This is a genomic window from Streptomyces sp. NPDC039465 (assembly GCF_055639315.1).
Window position 1 is genome coordinate 99,765 of sequence record NZ_JBVKAP010000011.1, and the last position, 21,273, is coordinate 121,037.

At 73.2% G+C, this 21,273-nt stretch carries 17 protein-coding genes and 1 pseudogene; 11 read left to right on the forward strand and 7 right to left on the reverse strand.

Annotated features, from left to right (window positions below; genetic code table 11):
- Nucleotides 1-2 precede the first annotated feature (2 nt).
- From ACZ7LT_RS29525 to ACZ7LT_RS29555, 7 genes are all read left to right on the forward strand, one after another.
- The gene (locus tag ACZ7LT_RS29525; RefSeq protein WP_471239173.1) at nucleotides 3-1,220 is read left to right on the forward strand and encodes an alanine racemase; all 1,218 of its coding nucleotides are present in this window, start codon (nucleotides 3-5) and stop codon (nucleotides 1,218-1,220) included.
- A gap of 82 nt (nucleotides 1,221-1,302) precedes the next feature.
- On the forward strand, nucleotides 1,303-1,986 hold the full coding sequence (locus tag ACZ7LT_RS29530; RefSeq protein ID WP_471239174.1) for a lysophospholipid acyltransferase family protein: 684 nt from the start codon (nucleotides 1,303-1,305) through the stop codon (nucleotides 1,984-1,986).
- Between the two features lie 123 nt (nucleotides 1,987-2,109).
- Entirely contained in the window at nucleotides 2,110-3,399 is a 1,290-nt protein-coding gene (locus ACZ7LT_RS29535; RefSeq protein WP_471239175.1) for a hypothetical protein, read from the forward strand.
- Nucleotides 3,392-7,264: a CHAT domain-containing protein gene (locus ACZ7LT_RS29540; protein WP_471239176.1), complete on the forward strand. Its 3,873-nt coding sequence runs from the start codon at nucleotides 3,392-3,394 to the stop codon at nucleotides 7,262-7,264. The genes ACZ7LT_RS29535 and ACZ7LT_RS29540 overlap by 8 nt, the downstream gene beginning before the upstream one ends.
- A gap of 160 nt (nucleotides 7,265-7,424) precedes the next feature.
- Nucleotides 7,425-7,700 (forward strand): hypothetical protein, encoded by a 276-nt coding sequence (locus ACZ7LT_RS29545; RefSeq protein ID WP_471239177.1) that lies wholly within the window; start codon nucleotides 7,425-7,427, stop codon nucleotides 7,698-7,700.
- Nucleotides 7,694-8,308, forward strand: a complete 615-nt coding sequence (locus ACZ7LT_RS29550; RefSeq protein ID WP_471239178.1) for an RNA polymerase sigma factor — start codon at nucleotides 7,694-7,696, stop codon at nucleotides 8,306-8,308. The genes ACZ7LT_RS29545 and ACZ7LT_RS29550 overlap by 7 nt, the downstream gene beginning before the upstream one ends.
- Before the next feature lies 1 nt (nucleotide 8,309).
- Nucleotides 8,310-9,896: an IclR family transcriptional regulator domain-containing protein gene (locus ACZ7LT_RS29555; protein WP_471239179.1), complete on the forward strand. Its 1,587-nt coding sequence runs from the start codon at nucleotides 8,310-8,312 to the stop codon at nucleotides 9,894-9,896.
- A gap of 309 nt (nucleotides 9,897-10,205) precedes the next feature.
- On the opposite strand, the pseudogene ACZ7LT_RS29560 reads toward ACZ7LT_RS29555, so the two are convergent.
- The 5 genes and pseudogenes from ACZ7LT_RS29560 to ACZ7LT_RS29580 form a co-directional block, all read right to left on the reverse strand.
- Nucleotides 10,206-11,056, reverse strand: a pseudogene (locus ACZ7LT_RS29560) (APC family permease); the annotation flags it as partial.
- Complete coding sequence (locus tag ACZ7LT_RS29565) at nucleotides 11,049-12,179, reverse strand: aromatic ring-hydroxylating oxygenase subunit alpha (RefSeq protein WP_471239180.1); 1,131 nt, start codon at nucleotides 12,177-12,179, stop codon at nucleotides 11,049-11,051. The pseudogene ACZ7LT_RS29560 and the gene ACZ7LT_RS29565, both read right to left, overlap by 8 nt.
- A complete protein-coding gene (gene solA, locus ACZ7LT_RS29570) occupies nucleotides 12,176-13,345 on the reverse strand; it encodes an N-methyl-L-tryptophan oxidase (protein ID WP_471239181.1) in 1,170 nt (389 codons plus the stop codon). The genes ACZ7LT_RS29565 and solA overlap by 4 nt, the downstream gene beginning before the upstream one ends.
- Nucleotides 13,346-13,377: 32 nt before the next feature.
- Entirely contained in the window at nucleotides 13,378-15,837 is a 2,460-nt protein-coding gene (locus tag ACZ7LT_RS29575) for a GcvT family protein (protein WP_471239182.1), read from the reverse strand.
- A gap of 204 nt (nucleotides 15,838-16,041) precedes the next feature.
- A complete protein-coding gene (locus ACZ7LT_RS29580) occupies nucleotides 16,042-16,809 on the reverse strand; it encodes an IclR family transcriptional regulator (RefSeq protein WP_471239183.1) in 768 nt (255 codons plus the stop codon).
- A gap of 156 nt (nucleotides 16,810-16,965) precedes the next feature.
- Here ACZ7LT_RS29580 and ACZ7LT_RS29585 point away from each other — a divergent pair, with 156 nt between their 5' ends.
- On the forward strand, nucleotides 16,966-17,286 hold the full coding sequence (locus ACZ7LT_RS29585; RefSeq protein ID WP_471239184.1) for a bifunctional 3-phenylpropionate/cinnamic acid dioxygenase ferredoxin subunit: 321 nt from the start codon (nucleotides 16,966-16,968) through the stop codon (nucleotides 17,284-17,286).
- 1 nt (nucleotide 17,287) lies between these two features.
- Here the strand turns inward: ACZ7LT_RS29585 and ACZ7LT_RS29590 are convergent, their stop codons facing one another.
- Nucleotides 17,288-18,571, reverse strand: a complete 1,284-nt coding sequence (locus ACZ7LT_RS29590) for an MFS transporter (protein WP_471239263.1) — start codon at nucleotides 18,569-18,571, stop codon at nucleotides 17,288-17,290.
- Nucleotides 18,572-18,878: 307 nt separating this feature from the next.
- Between ACZ7LT_RS29590 and ACZ7LT_RS29595 the strand changes: the two genes are divergently transcribed.
- Both ACZ7LT_RS29595 and ACZ7LT_RS29600 read left to right on the forward strand, forming a co-directional pair.
- Nucleotides 18,879-19,244 (forward strand): SPW repeat protein, encoded by a 366-nt coding sequence (locus ACZ7LT_RS29595; RefSeq protein WP_471239185.1) that lies wholly within the window; start codon nucleotides 18,879-18,881, stop codon nucleotides 19,242-19,244.
- A gap of 227 nt (nucleotides 19,245-19,471) precedes the next feature.
- On the forward strand, nucleotides 19,472-20,107 hold the full coding sequence (locus tag ACZ7LT_RS29600; RefSeq protein ID WP_471239186.1) for a LysE family transporter: 636 nt from the start codon (nucleotides 19,472-19,474) through the stop codon (nucleotides 20,105-20,107).
- Here the strand turns inward: ACZ7LT_RS29600 and ACZ7LT_RS29605 are convergent.
- Nucleotides 20,064-20,570 carry a GNAT family N-acetyltransferase gene (locus tag ACZ7LT_RS29605; RefSeq protein WP_471239187.1) on the reverse strand — a complete coding sequence of 169 codons (507 nt, stop codon included), beginning with the start codon at nucleotides 20,568-20,570 and terminating at the stop codon, nucleotides 20,064-20,066. The genes ACZ7LT_RS29600 and ACZ7LT_RS29605 overlap by 44 nt on opposite strands.
- Before the next feature lie 54 nt (nucleotides 20,571-20,624).
- On the opposite strand from ACZ7LT_RS29605, the gene ACZ7LT_RS29610 reads away from it, so the two are divergent.
- Nucleotides 20,625-21,203 (forward strand): YdeI/OmpD-associated family protein, encoded by a 579-nt coding sequence (locus tag ACZ7LT_RS29610; protein ID WP_471239188.1) that lies wholly within the window; start codon nucleotides 20,625-20,627, stop codon nucleotides 21,201-21,203.
- The last annotated feature ends 70 nt before the right edge of the window (nucleotides 21,204-21,273 follow it).

The window sequence follows — 21,273 nt, forward strand, 5'->3', positions numbered from 1 at the left end:
CGGTGTTCCTCGACAGCCTGCTCATCCGCAATCCCGAGCTCGTCGACGCGGCGGCCGGGCTCCATCGGCGCGGTGAGATCCCGGCCGACACATACGTCCTGGATCTGGACGCGATCGAGGCGAACAGCGCGCTGCTGGCCGCCGAGGCGCGACGGCTTGGGCTCACGCTGTGGTTCGTGGTCAAACAGCTGGGCCGCACCCCGGAGGTGATCAGGGCGGTGGCCCGGCATCTGCCGGCGTTCGCGGCGATCGATCTCGCCGAGGCCCGGATCGCGCACGCGGCCGGCGCGCGGCCGGGCAATGTGGGCCATCTCGTCCCGATCCCCCGGCGCGCCCTGCCTCGGGTGCTGTCCTGGCGTCCGGAGGCGGTCACGGTCTACGACCTCGCGGGCGCCCGGGCCGTCGCCGACGCGGCCCGGGGCCTCGGCTTCGTGCAGGACGTGCTCGTACGGCTCGAAGGGGCGGCGGGGGCGGTCTATCCGGGGCAGGAGGGCGGGGTGCCGTTCGGCGCGCTCGACGCGTTCGCCGAGGCCGCCGAGGGGCTGGCGGGGGTGCGGCTCGCGGGCGTCACCGGCTTTCCGTGCCTGCTGTGCGACCCGGCCTCCGGCGTCCCGGAGCCCACGCCGACCTTCCGTACCGTCCTGAAGGCGCGGGAGTCGCTGGAGTCGAGGGGGCACACGGACCTCAAGGTCAGCGCGCCCAGCGTCACGTGCGCAGCCACGCTGCCGCTCCTTGCGGAGCTCGGTGCCACGCACGGCGAGCCGGGCCATGCGCTGACCGGTACGACTCCGCTGCACGGGCACGACCTCGACCAGCCGGAGAAGCCCGCCGTGGTCTATGTGACCGAGGTCGCCCACACCCTCGCCGACGGGCGGCCCGCGCTGTTCGGCGGCGGCTTCTACCCGCGTGCCCGGATCAGGAGCGCGCTGCTGCCCCGTACCGGTCTGCGGCTCGGCGTCCAGGACGCGCCGCCCGAGCACATCGACTACCAGCGTCTCCTGGACGCCCCGGAGCCGGGCGGTGACGTACGGGCCGGGGACACGGCACTGCTCGGCTTCCGTACCCAGATCTTCGTGACCCGCTCGACGGTGGCGGTGGTGGAGGGCCTGTCGGCGGGGCGGCCGCGGCTGGCGGGTCTGTACGAGGCACGGCACACGCCCGCTCCCGGGACCGGGTACGGAAGCGGGGGCGAGGGAGGGGTTTCGGCGGAGGGGAGATGAGTACGGGCGCTCAGGCCGGCGGCCCCGGGGCGGGGCGACGATGGGCGCGACGCATCGTCAGACACCCGACGGGAGCCCCTTCGTGCTGAGCCGTATCTCTTCGTCCCTCGTTCCCGCGCTGGGCCGGCTGACCGTCAGCCACGACGACGACGCGGCCGCCTTGCCGGCCGGCTGTCTCATCGTCGCCAACCACACTTCCCTGATCGATCCGGGTGTCGTGCTGGCCGCGCTGCGCCGGCTGGGTGTCGAGCCGGTGGTCCTCGCGGCCGCGGGGCTGTGGCGGATCCCGGTGTTCGGCCGGTTGCTGGAGCGCGAGGGGCACATTCCGGTCCATCGCGGCACCGCGCATGCCGCCGACGCGCTGCGGGTGGCCGCCGACGCGCTGCGCGACGGGCGGCGGGTGCTGGTCTACGGGGAGGGGCGGCTGCCGTACCGGAAGGACGCCGCCGAGGCCGCGCCGGAGCTGTTCCGTACCGGCCCGGCGCGGCTCGCCCTGGCCACCGGCGCGCCGGTCGTGCCGCTGGGCCAGGCCGGTGCCCGCCGGATCACCTCGGGCAGCACGCCCAAGCAGCTCGCGGGGTTCGTGACCTCCCCCGTCCGCCGGCCGCGGGTCCACGTCCATCTCGCGGCGCCGGTGCGGCTGCCCGGCGACGTCGCCGCCGCCACGGCCGCCGCCCATGCGGCGGTGACCGGGGCCTGGCGGGTCGCCGCGGGCCGCCTGGGCGAGCCCGCGGCACTCGCCGCCCCCGCCACGCTGGCAGCCTGAATCCGAGGAGGGCCCGGTCCGCGGAGTGCCGACTGTCAGGCGTCCGGCAGGGGCAGAATGCGCGGGTGAGTTGCTGACCGAGCGGGGCGCGGGGCCGGGGAGGCCGCTGTCGCCGGGGGTGTGATGACGGGTACGGAGACCGGGGCGGCGGGCACGGCGCGGGAGGCCGCCGAGGTGGAGCCCGTGGCCGAGGTGGCGCTGTCGCTCGTGGAGGACGTGCGCTCGAAGGGGGTTCAGGCCACCGACGTCAGCGTGGGGCACATCCGCTTCCACAGCTGGCAGGTGGAGTTGGCGAAGGCGGCGGCGCACGACGAGCCCCGCCTCGACGCGTATCTCGTCCGGGCGCACTACGACGTGGACTGCGAGCCGGAGGTCCCGCCGCCGCTCTGGGCCGAGGTGGAGTTCGGGTTCGACACCGGCCGCCCCGGCGGCCCGCTGGTGTCCGCGGCGCTGCCGGGCGGCGTGACGGCCCCCGAACCGGCCCGCACCCATGTGCTCACCTCCCGGCTCGACTTCGCCGCGGCCGACGAGGCCGTTGACGAGCCGCTCGTACGGATTCCGTTTCCGGCCCTGGCGCCCGACATCGCCGTCTTCGGGGTCGGCAGTCGCGCCGTGCGCTGGCGTCACACGGGCGTGGCGGGCGGGTCGGTGCGGCTCGGCTCGCACCTGGGGTGCTTCGTGCTGCTCGTACCGGCCGGGCGGCGGGAGATCGACGTGCGTGCGCGGGCCGGGTACGCGCTCTCGGACGCCGACGCGATGGGGATGACGCCGACCGCGGGCAGCGAGGTCTTCACCGTCCGCCTTCCGCAGCACGGCGCCCCGGCCGCGAGCGATGCCGCCGCGACCTCCATGCGGCTGGGCTTCACCCTCGACATCGTCGGATACAGCAAGCGCCTCGTCGTGCGGGACCGGCGCGCCCTGCATACGCGACTCGACCGGATCGTGCGCGACGCGCTGGACGACATCGGCCACGACCTGGACGATCTGGACCGCCAGCCGACCGGCGACGGGATCCATGTCGCGCTGCCCGTCGACGCCGATCCGCTGCACGATCTGCCCGGGCTCATCGGCGCTCTGCATGCCCGTCTCACAGCGGACAACCACCGCCACACGGACCGTATGCGGCTGCGGATGGCGGCCGACTTCGGCTCGTTCCTCTGGGCGGAGCTGGGCTTCGAGGGCGATCTCGTGCTCAGCTTCAGTCGCCTGGTGGACAGCGCGCCGGTCCGCGACGCCGTGGTGGAGAATCCCGGCGCGGATCTCGTCCTGCTCGTCAGCGAGTTCGTGCACCAGCAGGTCGTACGGGCCCATCCCGTCCTGAGTACCCGGAAGTTCACCCGGGTCGAGGCCCATGTGAAGGGGTATCAGGCACCGGCCTGGCTGTACGTGCCGGGGGTGGACGGCCATGGATGAGGAGGAGCGGCGCGCGCTGCGGGAGCTGAGCGCGGCGCTGGCCGAGGAGCGGCCCTTTGACGACGAACAACTGACGCATACGGCGCGGCTGTTCCGGAAGGGAGTCCTCTCCGCGGCGGAGGCGGACGACCCGGTCCGGCCCGCGATCCTGTCCAACCTCGCGATCGTGCTGCACATGCTGTACGACCGCACCGGCGACCTCGCCGTGCTGGACGAGGCCGTGGAGGCGGGCCGGGAGGCCGTCGCCACCACCCGCGAGGGCGACCCCGGCCTGGCCCCGTCCCGGGCGGCCCTCACGAGCGTCCTGCACGAGCGGAGCATCGCGCAGACGGAGCGCTTCCGCCGGTCCCGCTCAGCGGAAGACCTCCATTCTCTGGTCGCGCTCCTGCGGGAGACCGCCGCTACCGCGGCGCCCGGCCACACCGAACGTGTCGAGGTGCTGGCCCGGCTGATGCTCGCGCTGTGGTGGCTGTTCCAGCTGAGCTCCGACCGGGCGGCGCTGGACGCGTCCGCCGAGACCGGCCGGCTGCTCCTGGCCGAGGCCCCGGCGGACCACCCGCAACTGCTGCCCGCGATGGGCAACCTCGCGACGGTCCTGTCCGCCCGGCACCGCCACACCGGCAGCCTCGACGACCTGTGCGAGTCGGTGGCGATCAGCCGGCGCGCCGTCGCCATGCTCCCGCCGGAGCGCCCCGAGCTCCCCAACCACCTCACCAATCTGGCGTCCCAGTTACGCGATCTCTACCAGGCGGCCGGTGACGTCGAGGTCCTGGAGGAGAGCATCGAGACGGCCGAGCGGGCCGTCGCTCTCCTGCCCCAGGACCGTCCGGCGCCGCTCCCCCATCTGACCAACCTCGCGGTGTCCCTCACCGCCAGGTTCGAGCGGGACTCCTCGACGGACTCCCTGCTGCGGGCGGTCGAGCTCCATCGCGAGGTGGTGCGCAGAGCGCGGGACCTGCCAGCCGATCCGGGTCTCGCGCTGCGGCTCTCCAACCTCTGCGGGGTGCTGCTCCTCCTCGATCTGACGGTCCCGGACCCGGACGCGGTTCGTGAGGCCGTCGATCTCGCCCGCGAGGCGGTGGCCCTCACCCCTCCCGAGCACTCGGCGTTCCCGCTGCGTGCGGGCCAGCTCGCCTCCGCCTTGCGCCGCCGGCACGAGTCCCTCCCCGGCGCCGCGACCCACCAGGACGCGGCCCGGGAGGCCGAGGCAGCCGTCCGTAAGGCCCTGGACGCCCTGGCCCGCGACCATCGGGCCGGGGCCGGTGTACTCACCAACTTCTGCGGAATCCTGCTCGCGAACTACCGGCAGACCGGCGAGCCCGCCAAACTCGACGCGGCAGTGGAAGCCGGGCGGGAGGCGGTCGGCAGGGCATCGGCCGACGACCCGGACCGGCCTCTGTGCGTCCTCAACCTGTCCATCGCGCTGCGCACGCTGCACGAGCACACCGGAGATCCGGAGCCGCTGGCGGAGGCGGTCGGCCTCGCCCGCACCGTGCTGGACGACGACCGGCTGCCGCACCGCCATCCCCAGCGGGCCCCGCTGCTGATGCAGCTGAGCCTCGGCCTGCGGGCCGAGTACCAGCGCACCGGCGAACTGCGGGTGCTCACCGACGCGATCCGGGCCGGACGGGCCGGGGTCGCCGCCTGCCCCGCGGACCACAGCACCCTCTTCCAGCACCAGTCCAATCTGGCCGCCGCCCTGATGCTGCTGCACCAGCGCGGCGACACCGCCTCCCCAGCTGTCATCGAGGAGGCGGTCGGGGCCGCGCGGTCGGCGGTGGACGCCATCGCGCCGACCCACCCCAGGCGCCCGGCGCTCCTCTCCCACCTGTGCATGGCGCTGATCTTCCAGTACGAGGTCACCCGTGCGCCCCAGACGATCGCCCTGGCCGTCGGGACCGGCCGGGAAGCCGTACGGGAATCGCCGCCCGGACACCCGGAGCTGACCGACCGGCTCGCCAACCTGACCACGGCGCTGCGACTCCTGCACCGTCTCGACAGCTCGCCGGACACGCTGGACGAGCTCGTGTCCACCGCGCGCCGCGCCGTCGCCTCTCTGCCCGACGGCCACCCGGCCGAGGCGGGCGTCCTGGCCACGGGCGCCGCCGCGCTGAGGGCCGCGTACCGCGCCGGCGGCGACCCGGAGGTCCTCGGGGAAGCCCTGCGGTATCTGGACCGCGCGACCCGCTCCCGCATCTCGCCCGTCCACGTCCGGATCAAGGCAGCGCGGTCCCACGGCCGTTACGCGATGCAGGCCGGCGACCCCGAGCGCGCCCTCGGGGCCTACGAGACCGCCGTGGACCTGCTCGAACAGCTCACGCCCTGGCGGCTCGCGCGCGGCGACCGAGAGTTCGGGCTCGGCGAGATGAGCGGTCTGGGCAGTGAGGCGGCCGCGGTCGCGGTGGCGTGCGGGCGGCCGGGACGAGCGGTAGAACTGCTCGAACAGTCCCGTGGCGTCCTGCTCCACCAGTCCATGGACATGCGGGGCGGTCTCGACGATCTGCGGGAGGCCGCGCCCGGGCTCGCCGACGAGTTCGACGCGCTACGCGTGCGCAGGGACGCGGCCGACCACGCCGATCTCGCGGACCGGCCCGCCGACGACGGCGCCTGGGACCAGCGCGTCGCCACGGAGCGGGCCGAGCTGGACGCCGCCTGGCAGGAGCTGCTCGGCCGGATCCGGAAGGTGCCCGGCCACGCGGAGTTCCTCGGGCGACCGCGGCTGTCCGTGCTCCAGGAACAGGCCGCCGCCGGTCCGGTGATCCTGCTCTACACGAGCCTGCACGGCGGCGGCGCGCTCGTCCTCACCGCGGACCCGGCCACGCCGGTCCGGTCGGTGGAGCTGCCGGAGGTGACCGAGAGCGAGGCGATCCGCCGCGCCGAGGCGCTGCTGACCTCCCGGGCTCCGGCCGGGGAGACCACGATCCCGTACGGGGAGGCCAGGCGCCGGCACCGCGTGGTGACCGAGGTGCTGGCCTGGCAGTGGGACACCGTGGCCGGGCCCGTGCTCGACGCCCTTGGGCTCGGGCCGCCCCCCGACGCCGAGGACTCCGACTGGCCGCGTGTGTGGTGGTGTCCGGCCGGTGTGATGGCGTTCCTGCCGTGGCACGCCTCGGGCCACCACGGCGAGGCCTCGTCCGGCGCGGCGTCGTCCGGCGCGGCGGTGCTGGACCGTGCCGTCTCCTCCTGGACACCGACCGTACGGGCGCTGGCCCATGCGCGGAGGGCCCGGGAGGAATCCCCGGCAGGTGTACGCGACAGCGCCCTCGTCGTCGCCACGCCCGACGCGCCCGGGCTGACCCGTGCCGCCGAGGAGTCCGCGCGGGTCGGCACGCTGCTGTCCCGTACGGCCCTCGCCTCGCTCTCCGGGCCGTCCGCCACCGGCACCGGCGTCCTGGGGGCGCTGGCGAGCCATCCCGTGGCCCATTTCGTCTGCCACGGCGTCAGCGAGTGGGCGGACCCGGGCTCCAGCGGTCTGCTGCTCACCGACGAGGAGGACCCGCTGCGGCTGCGCAGGCTCACCGTGGACGCGGTGCGGCGGCTGCGGCTGGCCGATGCCGCGCTCGCCTATCTGTCGGCGTGCAGCACCACGGTGGGCAACCAGCTCCTCGCGGACGAGTCGGTGCACATCACCGCCGGGTTCCTGCTGGCCGGGTACCGCCATGTCATCGGGACGCTCTGGCCCGTCAACGACGCGGAGGCCATGCGGATCGCGGTCGACTTCTACGGCGCCCTCACGGATGCCGGAACCGGCCCGCCCGGCACGGACCGCTCCGCGCACGCCCTGCACCGCGCGGTGCGTGCGGCCCGTGACCGCCACCGCGCCACCCCGGCCCTCTGGTCCGCGCATATGCACGCGGGTGCCTGACCCAACTCGCCTGCCTGAAGGGAGACTTACGGTCACCGTCCGGTGACGTCCCATCAACTCCGATCAGTTCTGGTCCCGAGGAAATTCCGCGCGGCTCCCGCCGTAAGAGGTGCGTGACGCGCACTGCGTCCTCGCGGACCGAGGAAGATCTGGAGCTTGCATGACCCCCTCCGATGTGGCCGGGCTGGTCCCGGCCGTGGCCGGTGCGGTCCCGGTGCTGATCGCCGCCTGGCGGCTGGCCCGCGCCGGGGACCCGCGCAGATGGTGGGGCCGCGCCTCCCGTCGTGGGACCGGCGCTCCTCCGGCGGCCCCGGAGCGCTGTACGGCACGGGTGATGATCCGCTACGAGCCTCCGGACGGCGGCCGGCTGACGGTGTGGGCCTCAGGGGCCGCGCCCGCCTGCGGCAAACGGCGGGAGGAGTGCGGCCCATGGTAGATACCGGCACGCCCGGCGAGGACCCACGGCACACGCAGGAGGTGAGCCGGCTCTTCCAGGAGCACTACCAGGAGTACGTCCGGCAGGTGACCGCCCGGCTGCGCCACCGCTTCCCCGGGCTGCGGGACTGGGGCGAGGACATCGCCAACGAGGCGCTGCTGCGGACCCTGGACACCTGGCTGCGCCGCCGGAACCGGGCGGGCAGCTCCCCGTTGCCGTACATGCACCGGGTCGCGCACCACCTCGCCGTCGACGCGACGGCCAGGTCCAAGGAGCAACCGGTCGACGACACCTCGCTGTTCCAGCTGGTCGACCGGGGGGAGGGGTGCCGCCATGAGGCCGTGACGCCGGTCGATCCCCTGGAGGAGGTCGCCAGACCGGCGGTCGCCGAGATGAAGGCGACACAGCGCAAGCAGGTCGCGGACCGGCAGCTGCGCGGCATGGAGGAGGCGGAGATCGCGCAGGACCTGAAGATGCCGCGCCAGCAGGTCCGTGTGCTGAGCAGCAAGGCGGCCAGGGAGCTGCGCGCCATGGAACAGGTCCGGCTCCACACCCGCGACCGACATCTCACACAGCGCAGGCGCGTGGAAGAGGGCACAGGTGAGTGAAGTGAGCAGGAACGACAGCGGCCGAGGCGCCGGCCCGGGGCCGGTCGTCCCGGCCGGGCTCGCCGCCTTGCTGTCCGGGCTGAAGGGACCTTCCGACTTCTGGGACCGGCCCGAGGGTGACTGGGAGCGGGGCGCGGACCGGCCGCGGTCGGGCCGCGCGGAGCGCCGCCGGCACGCGAACTCGTGCTACCGGCTGGGCTCGAAGGCGCTGCGCGCGGGCGATCTGGACCCGGCCGGGAAGTGGCTGCGGCGTGCGTGGGTGCAGCGGCATCCGGGGGCGGCCTTCCGGCTGGCCGTCGTACTGCACCGGGCGGCGGCCCCGGGGCCGCCGGACGCCACGGAGGTTCTGGCCGTGGTGCGGGACGCGGCCCGCTGGGGCCATGGGGACGCGTGGCGGCTGCTGAGCGCCCTGGGTCTGGCGGAGCCGGGGGTTCCCGGTCCCGCGGCGGAGGGGGCGGGCGAGGAGGACCCGGAGTTCGCGCCGGAGGTACGGGGGGCGCTGGCCGCCCTCGGGCCGCCGGACGTGGACGGCGCGGCGGACACCTCGTGCGGTGTGCCGGTGCCGGGCGGTGTATCCGTACCGGACAGCGCGTCCGTGCCGGAGGGTGGTTCGCTCTGGTCGCCTGCGCCTCTGCGGCCCGCGTCCGTGACCGATCTGGCGCAGCAGATGCCGGACGAGACCGGAGCGCCGCAGCGGTGGGAGGCGGTGCAGCGGGTCCTGGACGTGCTGGATCTCATCGGCGGCGCGGGCCGTCCGGTGGGGGCGGAGCGGATCTCACGGGCGACGGGGCTGCCGCACCAGATCCTGGAGCAGTTGTTGTACTGGCTCTGCGAGCAGGGGCTCGCGGCCGCCACGGACGACGGCGGTTACCGGGCGGGCCCGGTGATGCTCATGATGTCCGGGCAGTTGGGCGTCCAGCCCGAGGAGGTGCTGCAGCAGACCCTCACGGGGCTGCGGGACGCGGCCGGTGCGGCCGTCTACGTCAGCAGCTACACCGACGGGGAGGTGAAGATCTCCCGGTACGCGGACGGGCCGAGCACGCCGAAGGTGCACGAGTGGGTCGACTTCCGTGCCTCCGCGCACGCCAGCGCGGTCGGCAAGAGCCTGCTGGCGCAGCTCGACTTCGACGGGCGGATGGATCATCTGTCGCGGCGCCAGCCGGTGCGACTCACTCCGCGGACCATCACCGACCATCGGGCGCTGTTCCGGGCGCTGGACGGACACGGCCCCGCGGCGGCCCAGTTCGACCTGCTGGAGTACTCGACCAACGAGGTGTGTGCGGCGGTGCCGCTCGGTGTGGCGCGGGAGGCGGGGTGTGTCGCGCTGTCGCTGCCGGTGGCGCAGCGGCACCGGCTCGTGGCGGCGGCCCGGACGCTCAGCGGCCGTTCGGCGGGGCTGCTGCTGTCCCTGCTGCTCGCCGGCAGCCCGTGCGCGGGCCGGGTGGCGCCGACGGGCCCGCGGACGCCGGCGCAGAGGTCGGTGATGGACCTGCTGGGGGCCGCCCTGCTGCGGCCCGGGCTCCCGGTGCCGCCGTTGGTGGGTGTGTGGTCTCCGCCGGCCCGTCATCTGGCGGGCAGCGGCCGCTGACGGAGCCCGAGGCGGGCCTCGCGGTCCTCCCTGAGCAGGTCCGACGAGGTCCGGCATCACCGAGCCGTCGGCGACCCGCGGCCCGACGACTCCCTTGACGCGCGGGCGGGCGTCGAGCGGGCCGGCGGGTCGTCGGCGCCTATCTTCACCGTGCGGGAGGGGCTTTCGGGGCGGCGGCGTGTTCGGCGAGGATGCCGGTGCGGTGGCGCTGGACGAACCAGTAGTAGGCGAAGCCGCCGCCCGCGATGACGGCGACGAACAGGACCGCGCCCCAGCGCAGGTACCAGTGGTGGGGGGCGGCGGCGTTGTCAGGGCGAGCAGCAGGACGAGTCCGCCGAGGACGAAGGAGGCGAGGAGCGCGCGGAGGATGGCGCGGGGGGCGTTGCGTGCGGGGTCGAGGGGCTCTTCCCCGGGGGAGGCGGCGGTGTCGAAGCCGTACATGACGTACGCGGAGGCGAGCGAGGCGATCAGGAACGCGCCGAGGTAGCCGTACGGCTGGCCGCTGCCGGTTCCAGCGGTGTCCAGGACGACCTGGGGGCCGCGTACGGCGTGGACGGCGAGGAGCACGATCAGGACGACCGTGGCGGCCAGCTCCAGGAAGACGCCCGCGGTGTTGATACGGGCCATCAGCCGCACGCCGAAGGCGTTGACGACGGTGGTGAAGAGGATGAGGACGGCGGCGAGCAGGACGGCGTTGGGGTGGCGATGTCGTGGGCGCCGGTGCCGTCGCCGACGAACTGGAACACCGCCGATATCTGGGGCAGCGTGAGCTGGTAGGCGAGGGCGACGGCGGCGATCGACACGACGGAGGCGACGAGCATCATCCAGCCCGCGAACCAGCCGATGTGCGGATTGCCCAGTTTCTTGGCCCAGTTGCAGATGGATCCGGCGACGGGGTGGCGGGCGGCGAGTTCCGCGAAGCAGAGCGCCACCATGAACTGCCCGGCGAACACCAGCGGCCAGGACCACCAGTAGGCGGGGCCGCCGCTGGCGTAGCCGAATCAGAAGAGCTGGAACGTGCCGGTGAGGATGGAGATGTAGGAGATTCCGGCGGCGAAGGTGTGGAAGCTGCCGAGGGTACGGGTGAGTTCGGGCCGGTAGCCGAAGGCGGCGACCGCGGCGTCGTCGTCACGGGCCGGGTCGCTGGCGGGGTCAGGCATCGGTGGCCGCCAGGTGGTCGAGGACCCAGCGGTGGAAGTGCTGGATGTGGTGTTCGGAGGGGACGAGGACTCCGCCGTCGCGGTAGGCGCGAGAGGCCATGGCGGGCTGGGTGCGTTCGCAGGCGTCGAAGTCCTGGACGTTGACGCGGTGGAACAGTTCGACCGACGCGGACACGTCCTGGCCGTCGGCGACGACCTCGGGGGCGTAGAGCCAGTCGCATTCGACGAGGGTGCGGTCCTCGGCGAGGGGGAACATCCGGTGCAGGATCACATGGTCGGGGACGAGGTTGATGAAGACGGTCGGCTTGACGGTGATGGCGTAGTAGCGGCGGTCCTGTTCGGCGGCGAGGCCGGGCAGCGGGGCGAAGCCTTCGCCGCCGTCGACGGTGAATCCCTTGATGCCTGGGCCGAAGGCGGCGCCGTGGCCGACGTAGTACTGGGCGGCGTAGCCGTCGGCGAACTCCGGGAGCACATCGGTGAGTTCGGGGTGGATCGTGGCGCAGTGGTAGCACTCCATGAAGTTCTCGACGAGGAGTTTCCAGTTGGCGCGGACGTCGTAGCGGTGGCGCCGCCCGAGCGCGAGATCCTCGGTGTGATAGCGGTCGATGGCGGACGCGTCGCCGAGGCGTTCGACGGCGGCGCCGACGACGGTCTCCTCGAAGGAGGGGGGTCTCTCGGCCAGGCACACCCAGGCGTAGCCGAGCCATTCGCGCAGGTGGACGGTTACCAGGCCGTAGGCGACGCGGTCGATGTCGGGCATCTTTCCGAGGTTGGGCGCGGCGATGAGGGCGCCGTCGAGGTCGTACGTCCAGGCGTGGTACGGGCATTGGAGGGCGCGTCTGACGCGGCCGCTCTCCTCGGTGCACAGTCGGGCGCCGCGGTGGCGGCAGATGTTGAGGAAGGCGCGCAGCAGGCCGGTGCGGTCGCGGACGACGACGACGCTCTCACGGCCGATCTGGACGGTACGGAAGGCTCCGGGGTGGTCGAGGTCGGCGGCGCGGACGGCGCACATCCACACCGTTTCGAAGAGGCGTTCCTGTTCGCGCCGGAAGATCTCGGGGTCGGTGTAGTGGCCGCCGGGGAGGGTGGCGCGCAGGCTGGAGGGGAGCGGTGCGGTGGTCACGGGCGGGCTCCTGAGGCGTCGGTGGTGGAGAGCCGGTGCGGGTCGAACAGCTCGATGGGGTGTGCGGTGGTGCCGGTGAGGGCGAGGTCGGCGAGGATCTCGCCGACGACCGGGACGAATTTGAAGCCGTGTCCGGAGAAGCCGCACGCGACCGTGACGGAGCCGGGGTGGGCGGGGTGCCGGGCGATGACGAAGTGCTCGTCCGGGGTGTTGGAGTACATGCAGGTGGCGGCCTTGAGGAAGCGGCCGGGCAGGGCGGGGACGTGCCGGGCGACATGGCTGCCCATGGCGGCCACCTCGTGGTCGTGCACGGTCCGTTCGATGGTGTCGGGGGCGCAGACGGTGCCTTTGCGGAAGAAGGCGACCTTGACGCCCTGGTCCGGGCGGTCGAGAGCGGGAAAGCCGTAGCTCTGGACACCCTCGGCGGTCTCCCAGATCCAGATCGGGTGGTTCTGGGGCTGGAAGGGGCCGGTGCCGCCGTCGGGCTGGAACCAGTACATGACCTGGCGTTCGATGGTGAACGGCACGCCGACGTCCGCCAGGAGCTCGGGCGCCCATGCGCCGGGGCAGATGACCAGCTGTCCGGCGGTGTAGGTGTCCTCGGCGGTGTGGACGCGTACACCGTCGCGGTACGGCTCCCAGCGCAGCAGCGGCTCCTCGAAGTGGAGGTCGGCGCCGCCGCGGGTGGCGAGCTGGAGGTGGGCGGCGACGGTGTTCTCCGGGCGCAGGAATCCGGCCCGGGTCTCGTGGAGCGCCACATCGTCGTCCTCGGGGGTGAGGGTGGGGAAGCGGCGGCGGATCTCCTTGGCGTCGAGGATCTCGTGCGGCAGGTCCCACGTCCGGGCCGACAGGAGGGAGCCGGCGACGGTACGGGAGTCGGGGCGGCCGGCCATCAGTCCGCCGCAGAGGGTGGCGATGTCGCGGCCGGTGGCGCGCTCCAGGGTTTCGTACAGCTCGTAGGCGCGCAGCAGCAGCGGCACGTACGCGGGGTCCTCGAAGTAGGACTGGCGGGTGATACGGGAGCCGCCGTGGCTGGAGCCGCGCTGGTGGACGGGTCCGTACCGCTCCAGGCCGAGGACGCGGGCCCCGCGTGCGGACAGGTGGTGGGCGGCGGCGGAACCCATCCCGCCGAGGCCGATGACGATCACGTCGTACGTAGGGGACATGGCAGGCCTCCCTGGCGGCCACCGGCTGGCGGCTAGCGGCGGATACGGCTCATCTCGGGGTCGAACAGCGGCTCGGTGGCGACGTGCGCCGGGACCTTCCCGCCGAAGTACTCGATGTGCACGGGCGTGCCGGTGGTCAGCGGCGGCAGCCAGGCGTAGGCGATGCACCGGCCGAGGGTGTAGCCGTAGGAGGCGCTGGTGACGTACCCGGCGGGCGTGCCGCCGACGTGGACGGGTTCGCTGCCGAGGACGACGGCGGCCGGGTCGTCGAGGAGCAGCGGGGTCAGGATGCGCCCGGGCGCCTCGGCCTTCTCCAGGGCGGCGCGGCCCACGAAGTCACCCTTGTCCATGCGGACCGCGAAGCCGAGTCCGGCTTCGTACGGGGTGTGTTCGGTGGTGATGTCCTGGCCCCAGGAGCGGTAGCCCTTCTCCAGGCGCAGGCTGTTGAAGGCGGAGCGGCCGGCGGCGACGGCGCCGTGGGCGCGGCCCGCCTCCCAGAGGGTGTCCCACAGGCGAAGGCCCAGGTCGGCGGTGGTGTAGAGCTCCCAGCCCAGTTCGCCGACGTAGCTCAGGCGCAGGGCGGTGACCGGGACGTGGCCGATGTAGGTCTGCCGGGCGCGGAAGTAGCCGAAGGCCTCGTGGGAGAAGTCGTCGCGGGTCAGGGGCTGGACGAGGGCGCGGGCGAGGGGGCCCCAGACGCCGATGCAGCAGGTGCCGGAGGTGATGTCGCGGATGTGTACGTCGGCGGGGGCGTGCCGCAGCAGCCAGTCCTCGTCGGCGGGTGAGTTGGCGCCGATCTGGAAGTGGTCGGGAGCCAGGCGGGCCACGGTGAGGTCGGAGCGGATGCCGCCGTGTTCGTCGAGGAGGAGGGTGTAGGTGACGGCGCCGGGTTTCTTGGCGAGGTTGTTGGTGGTCACGTGCTGGAGGAAGGCGAGGGCGCCGGGGCCGGTGACCTCCAGTCTGCGCAGCGGGGTCATGTCGTAGAGGGCGACCCGTTCGCGGGTGGCGTGCGCCTCGGCGGCGGCGATGGGTGACCAGTGGCGGGCCGACCAGGCGTCGCGGGGCGGCACGTCGAGGCGGTCGGTGAGGGGTGCGTTGGCCTCGTACCAGTGGGGGCGTTCCCAGCCGCCGCCTTCGAGGAAGTGGGCGCCGAGGGCGCGTTGGCGTTCATGGAAGGGGCTGACACGCAGGGGTCGCGGGTGCTCCGGGGGCTGGAGCGGATGGATGATGTCGTAGACCTCGATGAACTGCTGGGCGGCGCGTTCGACGATGTACGCGGGGGAACGCTGGGCGGCCTCGAAGCGGGCCGGGTCGCAGTCGTGGAGGTCGAGACCCGGCCGGCCCTCGGTCATCCATGCGGCGAGGGCCTTGGCGACGCCTGCGGAGTGGGTGATCCAGACGGCTTCGGCGAGCCAGAAGCCCCGCAGGGCGCGGGTCTCGCCGATCAGGGGCATGCCGTCGGGGGTGAAGGAGAAGACGCCGTTGAAGCCGTCGTCGACGGTGCTCGTCCGCAGGGCGGGCAGCAGGTCCTGGCAGTCGCGCCAGCTGGGGGCGAAGTCGTCGGGGGTGAAGGGCAGCGAGGACGGCATGCGGGGTGCGTCGTCGTAGGCAGGGAGGGTGAACGGATCGACGGGCAGCGGCCGGTGGGCGTAGCTGCCGATGCCGAGCCGGTCGGTGTGTTCGCGCAGGTACAGGTCGCGTTCCTGGAGGCGCAGGATGGGCCGGGTCGCCTCGTGGACGGCGCCGGCCAGCTCGGGCAGCGGCGCGGTTGTGGCGTACTGGTGCGCGAGGGGCAGCAGGGGTACGTCGACACCGGCCATGCGGCCGATCACGGGTCCCCAGAATCCGGCGGCGGACACCACATGGTCGGCGGGGAAGGTGCCGTGGTCGGTGTCGACGGCGGTGATCCGGCCCGCGTGCTGCCGGATGCCGGTGACGGTGTGGCGGCCGAGGAACCGGGCTCCGCCGGCCTCGGCGCGGGCGGTCAGGGCGCGGCAGGCGTCGACGGCGTGGGCGAGTCCGTCGTCGGGAGTGTGGAATCCGCCGAGGAGCCGGGACTCGTCGAGCAGGGGCCACAGTTCCTTGCAGCGGCCCGGGGTGACGAGTGCGCCGCGGACGCCCCAGGAGGTGGCGAGCGCGGCGCGGCGGTGCAGGTCGGCCCAGCGTTCGGGGGTGGTGGCGAGCTCCAGTCCGCCGACGCGCCGGAAGCAGGGTCTGCCGTCGACGGTGAGGGTGGTGAAGGTGTCGATGGTGTGGCCGGCGAGGGTGCTGAGGGTACGGGAGGGGCTGGTCCGGAAGACGAGACCGGGGGCGTGCGAGGTGGAGCCGCCGGGCTCGGGTAACGGACCTTGGTCGAGGACGGTGATGTCGCTCCAGCCCCGGGCGGCGAGTTCGGCGGCGAGGGAGCAGCCGACGATGCCCGCGCCGATGACGACGACGCGGGGGCCCCTGGCTGCTCCCCCGGCGGCGGTGGCATGGATCTCACGGGGCACGATGAGACTCCTCTGCTGTTGCGCAGTGCACGACGGGTTGCGCGGTGGGGAACATACTGGGAAGGCGGTCGAGGGGCCGTCAAGGGGGTGGGACGGACAGTGGCCGGATCGCCCGGCTGTCCGCCGTGACACGGCCGTACGGGTCCGTTCGGCACGGCGCGGTCTTGGCGAAATCGCTGGCACAGCCAAGCTATTGACGCTACGTCAGATGCCGTGGCCCATCCGGCGGGAGAGGAGGTCGGCGGCGGCGGCGGTACGGAGGGCGAGGTCCGGCAGGCGGTCCGGTTCCAGCCGGTAGGCGGGGCCCGACACGCTGATGGCGCCGATCACCCTTCCGTCGTGGGCGCGGACCGGGGCCGCGACCGCGTTGAGGCCGATCTCCAGCTCCTCGACGACGATGGCATAGCCGCGCTGGAGCACGGTGTCGAGCTCCGCGCGCAGCACGCCGGCTCCGGTGACGGTGTGCTCGGTGAAGCGGGGCAGGGTGCGGGCCAGCAGCCCTTCCCGCAGGGCGTGCGGGAGATGGGCGAGGAGCACCTTGCCGCTGGAGGTGGCGTGCAGCGGGGTGCGCCGTCCGAGCCAGTTCTGGGCGGTGACCGAGGCGGAGCCGCGGGCCTGCATGATGTTGACGGCCGCGTCGTCGTCGACGACGGCGATGTTGACGGTCTCCCCTAGTTCGTCGGCGAGTTCACGACAGACCGGCGCGGCTTCCTGGGAGATGTCCAGCCGTACGGCCGCGGCGCCCGCGAGACGCAGGATGCCGGCCCCGAGGTAGTACTTGCCACGGCCCTCGGCCTGGGTCACCAGGCCCCGGTTCTCCAGAACTCCCAGGATCCGGAAGGCTGTCGACTTGTGCACCTCCAGCTCGTCGGCGATGTCGGTGACCCCCGCCTCGCCGTGCCGCGCGAGGATCTCCAAGACGCTGACCGCACGGTCGACGGACTGGATGGCGCCCGCACTCCGCTGGCCCATGACTCAACTCCCGTGGCGTGTCGGCCGGTTCGGGCCGCATCTGCGGGCAGCCCTTGACGGCGTGGGCGGCCCGCCGGATTCTGTTGCGCACAGCGCCCCGGCGTGCGCCATACGAAACATGATGCTACCCAACCTCCTGGACCGAGTGGGGGCCCCGTGATTCCCGTCTGCCGTCTCGAAGACCTGCCCGCGGGCTCCAGCGTCCGCCTCGACACCACGCCGCCCATCGCGGTGTTCAACGCCGACGGCGAGCTGTACGCCATCGACGACACCTGCACGCATCAGGACGCCTCCCTGTCGGAGGGCTGGCTCGAAGGCCGGCTGATCGAATGCCCGCTGCACGCCGCCGCGTTCGACCTGCGCACCGGCCGCCCGGTCTGTCTGCCCGCCCGCCGCGCCGTGCGTACGCACCAGGTGACCGTCACCGACGGCGTGATCCATGTGCGGCCGACCGCCGGGGAGGGCAGCGCCGCGTGAATCAGCGGGGGTCGCGGGGAGCCTCGGCCTTTTCGGTGGTCTCCTGCTCCGTACCGGCGGATCCTTCCGACGCGGATTCGGTCGCGGGAACGGCCGTCCGGCCACGGCCGCCCAGGAGGCAGGCGCCCGCGGTGGTGGCCGCCACGGCCGCGGCCCCGAGGAGCAGGACGCGGTGATCGACCAGGGCCACCAGGCCCGCACCGGCTGCCAGGGTCACGGCGTTGGGGGCGAAGAGGAGGGTGTTGGCGGTGGCCGCGACCCGGCCGAGGAGCTCGCTCGGGGTCGCGCGCTGGACGGCGGTCATGGCCGCGATCAGTACGCAGGGCAGCCCCGCGCCGATCACCGCGCTGGCCAGCAGGGCGACGGGTACCGAGGGGAGGGTGCGCAGCGCGAGGCCCAGGGCGAACAGCGTGATTCCCGCAGCCGCGAAGACCCGTTCGGGCATCCTCCGCAGCAGGGCGCCGGCGAAGAGCCCACTGAGGACGGAGCCAGTGCCCTGCACGGCGTACAGCACCCCGGCGAAGGCGGGCGAGCGGTGCAAGCCGGCGTCGACCACGGCATAGATCACCGCGCCGTTCAGCCCCGCCATGCCCATGGTCGCCGCCCCGGCCAGTACCAGTCGCCGCAGAACCGGGTGGTGGCGCAGATGGCGGATTCCCTCGGCGGTCTCGGCGGCCCACCGGTGGGCCTTGGCCGGGCGGGGCGCGGGCTCGGCGACGCGCATGAGGGCGAAGGCGGCGGCGGCGAGCAGGAAGGTGGCGGCGTCAAGCAGGGCCACGCCCGCGCCGCCGAACTGGACGAACAGGCCCGCCCCCAGGAGCGGGGCGACGAGTTTCATGCCTTCGTTCGCCGTCATCCGCAGGCCGTTGAAGTCCCCGCGCAGCGTTTCCGGTACGGCGGCGGCCACGAGTGCGGCCTCTGCCGCGTCCAGCAGCACGCCGCTGACGCCGTACACGGTCAACACCGCGAACAGTACCCAGATGTGCTCGCCGGAGTGGACGGCGAGCAGCGGCAGCAGGACGGCGGCCATGGCGAGATTGGTCCAGATCAGCAGCGACCGCCGTCGCGTACGGTCGGCCAACGTGCCGATCAGGGGGCCGAGCAGCGTGGGTGCCCATACGCAGAAGGTCGTCAGGCCGGCCAGACTGTCCGATCCGGTGAGGGACTTGGCCCACACACCGGCCGCCAGGGCCATGGCCGAGGTGCCGAAGCCCGAGACGACGACGCCGCTCAGGTAGAACACCACATTGCGGTCCCTCAGGACGCGCCGCCCGCCCCAGCCCATCCCCCGCGCCCCCTTCCGGCCGTGCACGCGAGGATACGGCCGGCGCGGCGGTACGAGGGCGGCGGGACCGGCGCCGGCGGGCTCTGCCGTCGCCGTGCGTGACCGCTGGTGACGGTAAGGCGTCGAGTGCCTCCGCCAGAAACCCTTGAGCCCAGAACTACACATAAAGGGCATATAAGAGCACAATGGGAACGCGGCATCTTGCACACGCTAGAAGGAGGCGAGTGGAATGGCCGACGTCTCTCACCGTCGCGGCGACATCGCGGGGCACCCCGACGCATCGGAAATGCGCGAACGCTACCAGAGGATGCTTGGAACCCGAGGCGTGGCGGCGGTCGAGGAGCTGGTGCTCCTGGCCGGTATCTACGCTGCGATCTCCGCATGGACGGTCCACTTCGCAGCCGCCAAGCCGGAGCTGGCCCTCTCCAACCTGATCTGCGGCATTGCCCTCGCGGTCCTCGGACTCGCGATGTCCATGGCGCCCGAAAGGTCCCAGGACCTCAACTTCGTCGTCCTGCTGCTGGGCGTCTGGCTGATCGTCTCCCCGTGGGTGGTGTCGCGTGACGCCGGCACCGGAGCGATCCTCAGCAACGTGATCACGGGAGCCTGTGTCTGTCTGTTCGCACTCGTTGCGGGCGGCCTCCTCATGAGCAAGGGCAGAAGGACAACCTGACCCACGACCGACGGTGCTGCACCTCCTGGAACCGACCGGGGTGCAGCACCGTTTCCTTGCGCCCCGGTCGGTTCCCCGTCCTCAAATGAGTTGCCCGTGGCCGTCAGGCGTCGCCAGAATCCGGGCATGACACACACCTTCGCCTTCCTGCCGCTGATGCCCGCCGTCCTACCGACGCGCGGCCAGCAGCAGCCCGGCCCCCGACGGAGGCCTACGCCGCCCGTCGCATGACCGCCGCGCTCGTCGCGGGGCTCCTCGCCGGATACGGCATCGCCCTGCCGGTCGGAGCGGTCGCGGCCTATCTGGTGGCGCTCACGGCGCGTACGTCCTTGCGGATCGGCGCCGCGGCGGCACTGGGAGTGGCGACCGCCGACGGACTGTACGCACTGGTCGCCGTCGTCGGCGGCTCCTCGCTCGCCCCGCTGCTCGCCCCCGCCGCGACGCCCTTGCGCCTGGTGTCGGCCCTGGTCCTGATCGCCCTCGCCGCCCACGGCACCCTCACCGCTCTACGCCGCCACCGCCGCCCGCAGGCGCCCGAAGGGACCGTGAGCACTCCGCCCGGACCGCTCCGGGCCTATCTCGGGCTCGTCGGGATCACGCTGCTCAACCCCCTCACCGTGATCTACTTCGCGGCGCTGGTCCTCGGCACCCGGGCCACAGAGGCCCCTGGCGTCCTCGAACAGACCGTCTTCGTGCTGGCCGCGCTCACCGCGTCCGCCAGCTGGCAGCTGCTGCTCGCCGGGGGCGGAGCGCTCCTGGGCCGCGCCCTGACCGGCCCCCGCGGGCGGCTGGGCACGGCGCTGGCGGCCGGCGCGCTGATCACGGCCTTCGCGATCGACCTGCTCGTGCGGGGAGGTCCCTGACCGGAGCGCAGTCGATCACCAGCTCGGGCCGGTCCCACATCACCGCGGGCGGCCGGGCCTCGACCGTGCCCACGCGGCGCGCCCCCACCCCCAGGTAGAACCCCTCGGCGGGCGGGTGCGAGACGATCCGCACCTCGGTCAGCCCGGCCTCCCGCGCCTCACCCTTCATGTGCTCCATGAGGAGCCGGCCCACCCCAAGACCCTGGGCCGCGTCGGCGACGAAGAGCAGATCGAGCTCGGGCGGATCCAGCACCAGCGCGTAGAAACCGAGCACCGCTCCGTCCGGCCCGGCAGCCACGAACACGCGGTGGGTCTCTATGTAGTCGGGGCCCACGCGGTAGCCGGCGACCATCGACGCGTACGGCCCCTCGTAGGATCGCGAGGTACGCACCAGGGCCGTCAGCCGCCTCGCGTCACGCGCGGTGGCGCGCCGGATCCGTATCTCTGTGTCGTTCCCGCTCATACCGAGATCATCGCTCATCCCCCATCGGGCGGGTCGGGCGGGCACTCTGGGATCATGAACTCACTCGACGGACTTGAGGTGCTCGTTCCCACGGACACGGGCGTGCTGGAGGCCTGGCTGGCCGGGAATCACGCGACGGCGTCCGGTGTCTGGCTCAAGCTCGCCAAGAAGGGCACGGGCGTCACGTCGATCACCTCGGAGGAGGTCATCGACGTCGCCCTGTGCTTCGGCTGGATCGACGGGCAGCGCAGGGCGTACGACACCGTCCACTTCCTGCAGAAGATCACCCCGCGCCGCCCGCGCAGCCTCTGGTCCCTGGTGAACGTCCGCAAGGTCGATGCCCTGACCGCCGCCGGACGGATGCGCGAGCCCGGTCTCGCGGAGGTCCGGGCCGCCCAGGAGGACGGGCGGTGGGCGGCCGCGTACCCGTCGCAGAAGGAGGCGACGGTCCCGCCCGACCTCGAAGCGGCGCTGGCCGGTTCCCCGGCGGCCAAGGACTTCTACGACAGCCTCGGCAAGACGGACCGCTATCTGGTTATCCTGCGGCTGGTGACGGCCCGCACGCCCGAGAACAGGGCGGAGCGGCTGACTCGGATGATCGCGAAGCTGGCGGCGGGCGAGAAGATCCGCTGACCTGGCTGGCCTGCCCGCCCTGGGAAGCACCAGCGGCACCCAGCTCACATCGGCGAATCGGGCCGCGAGG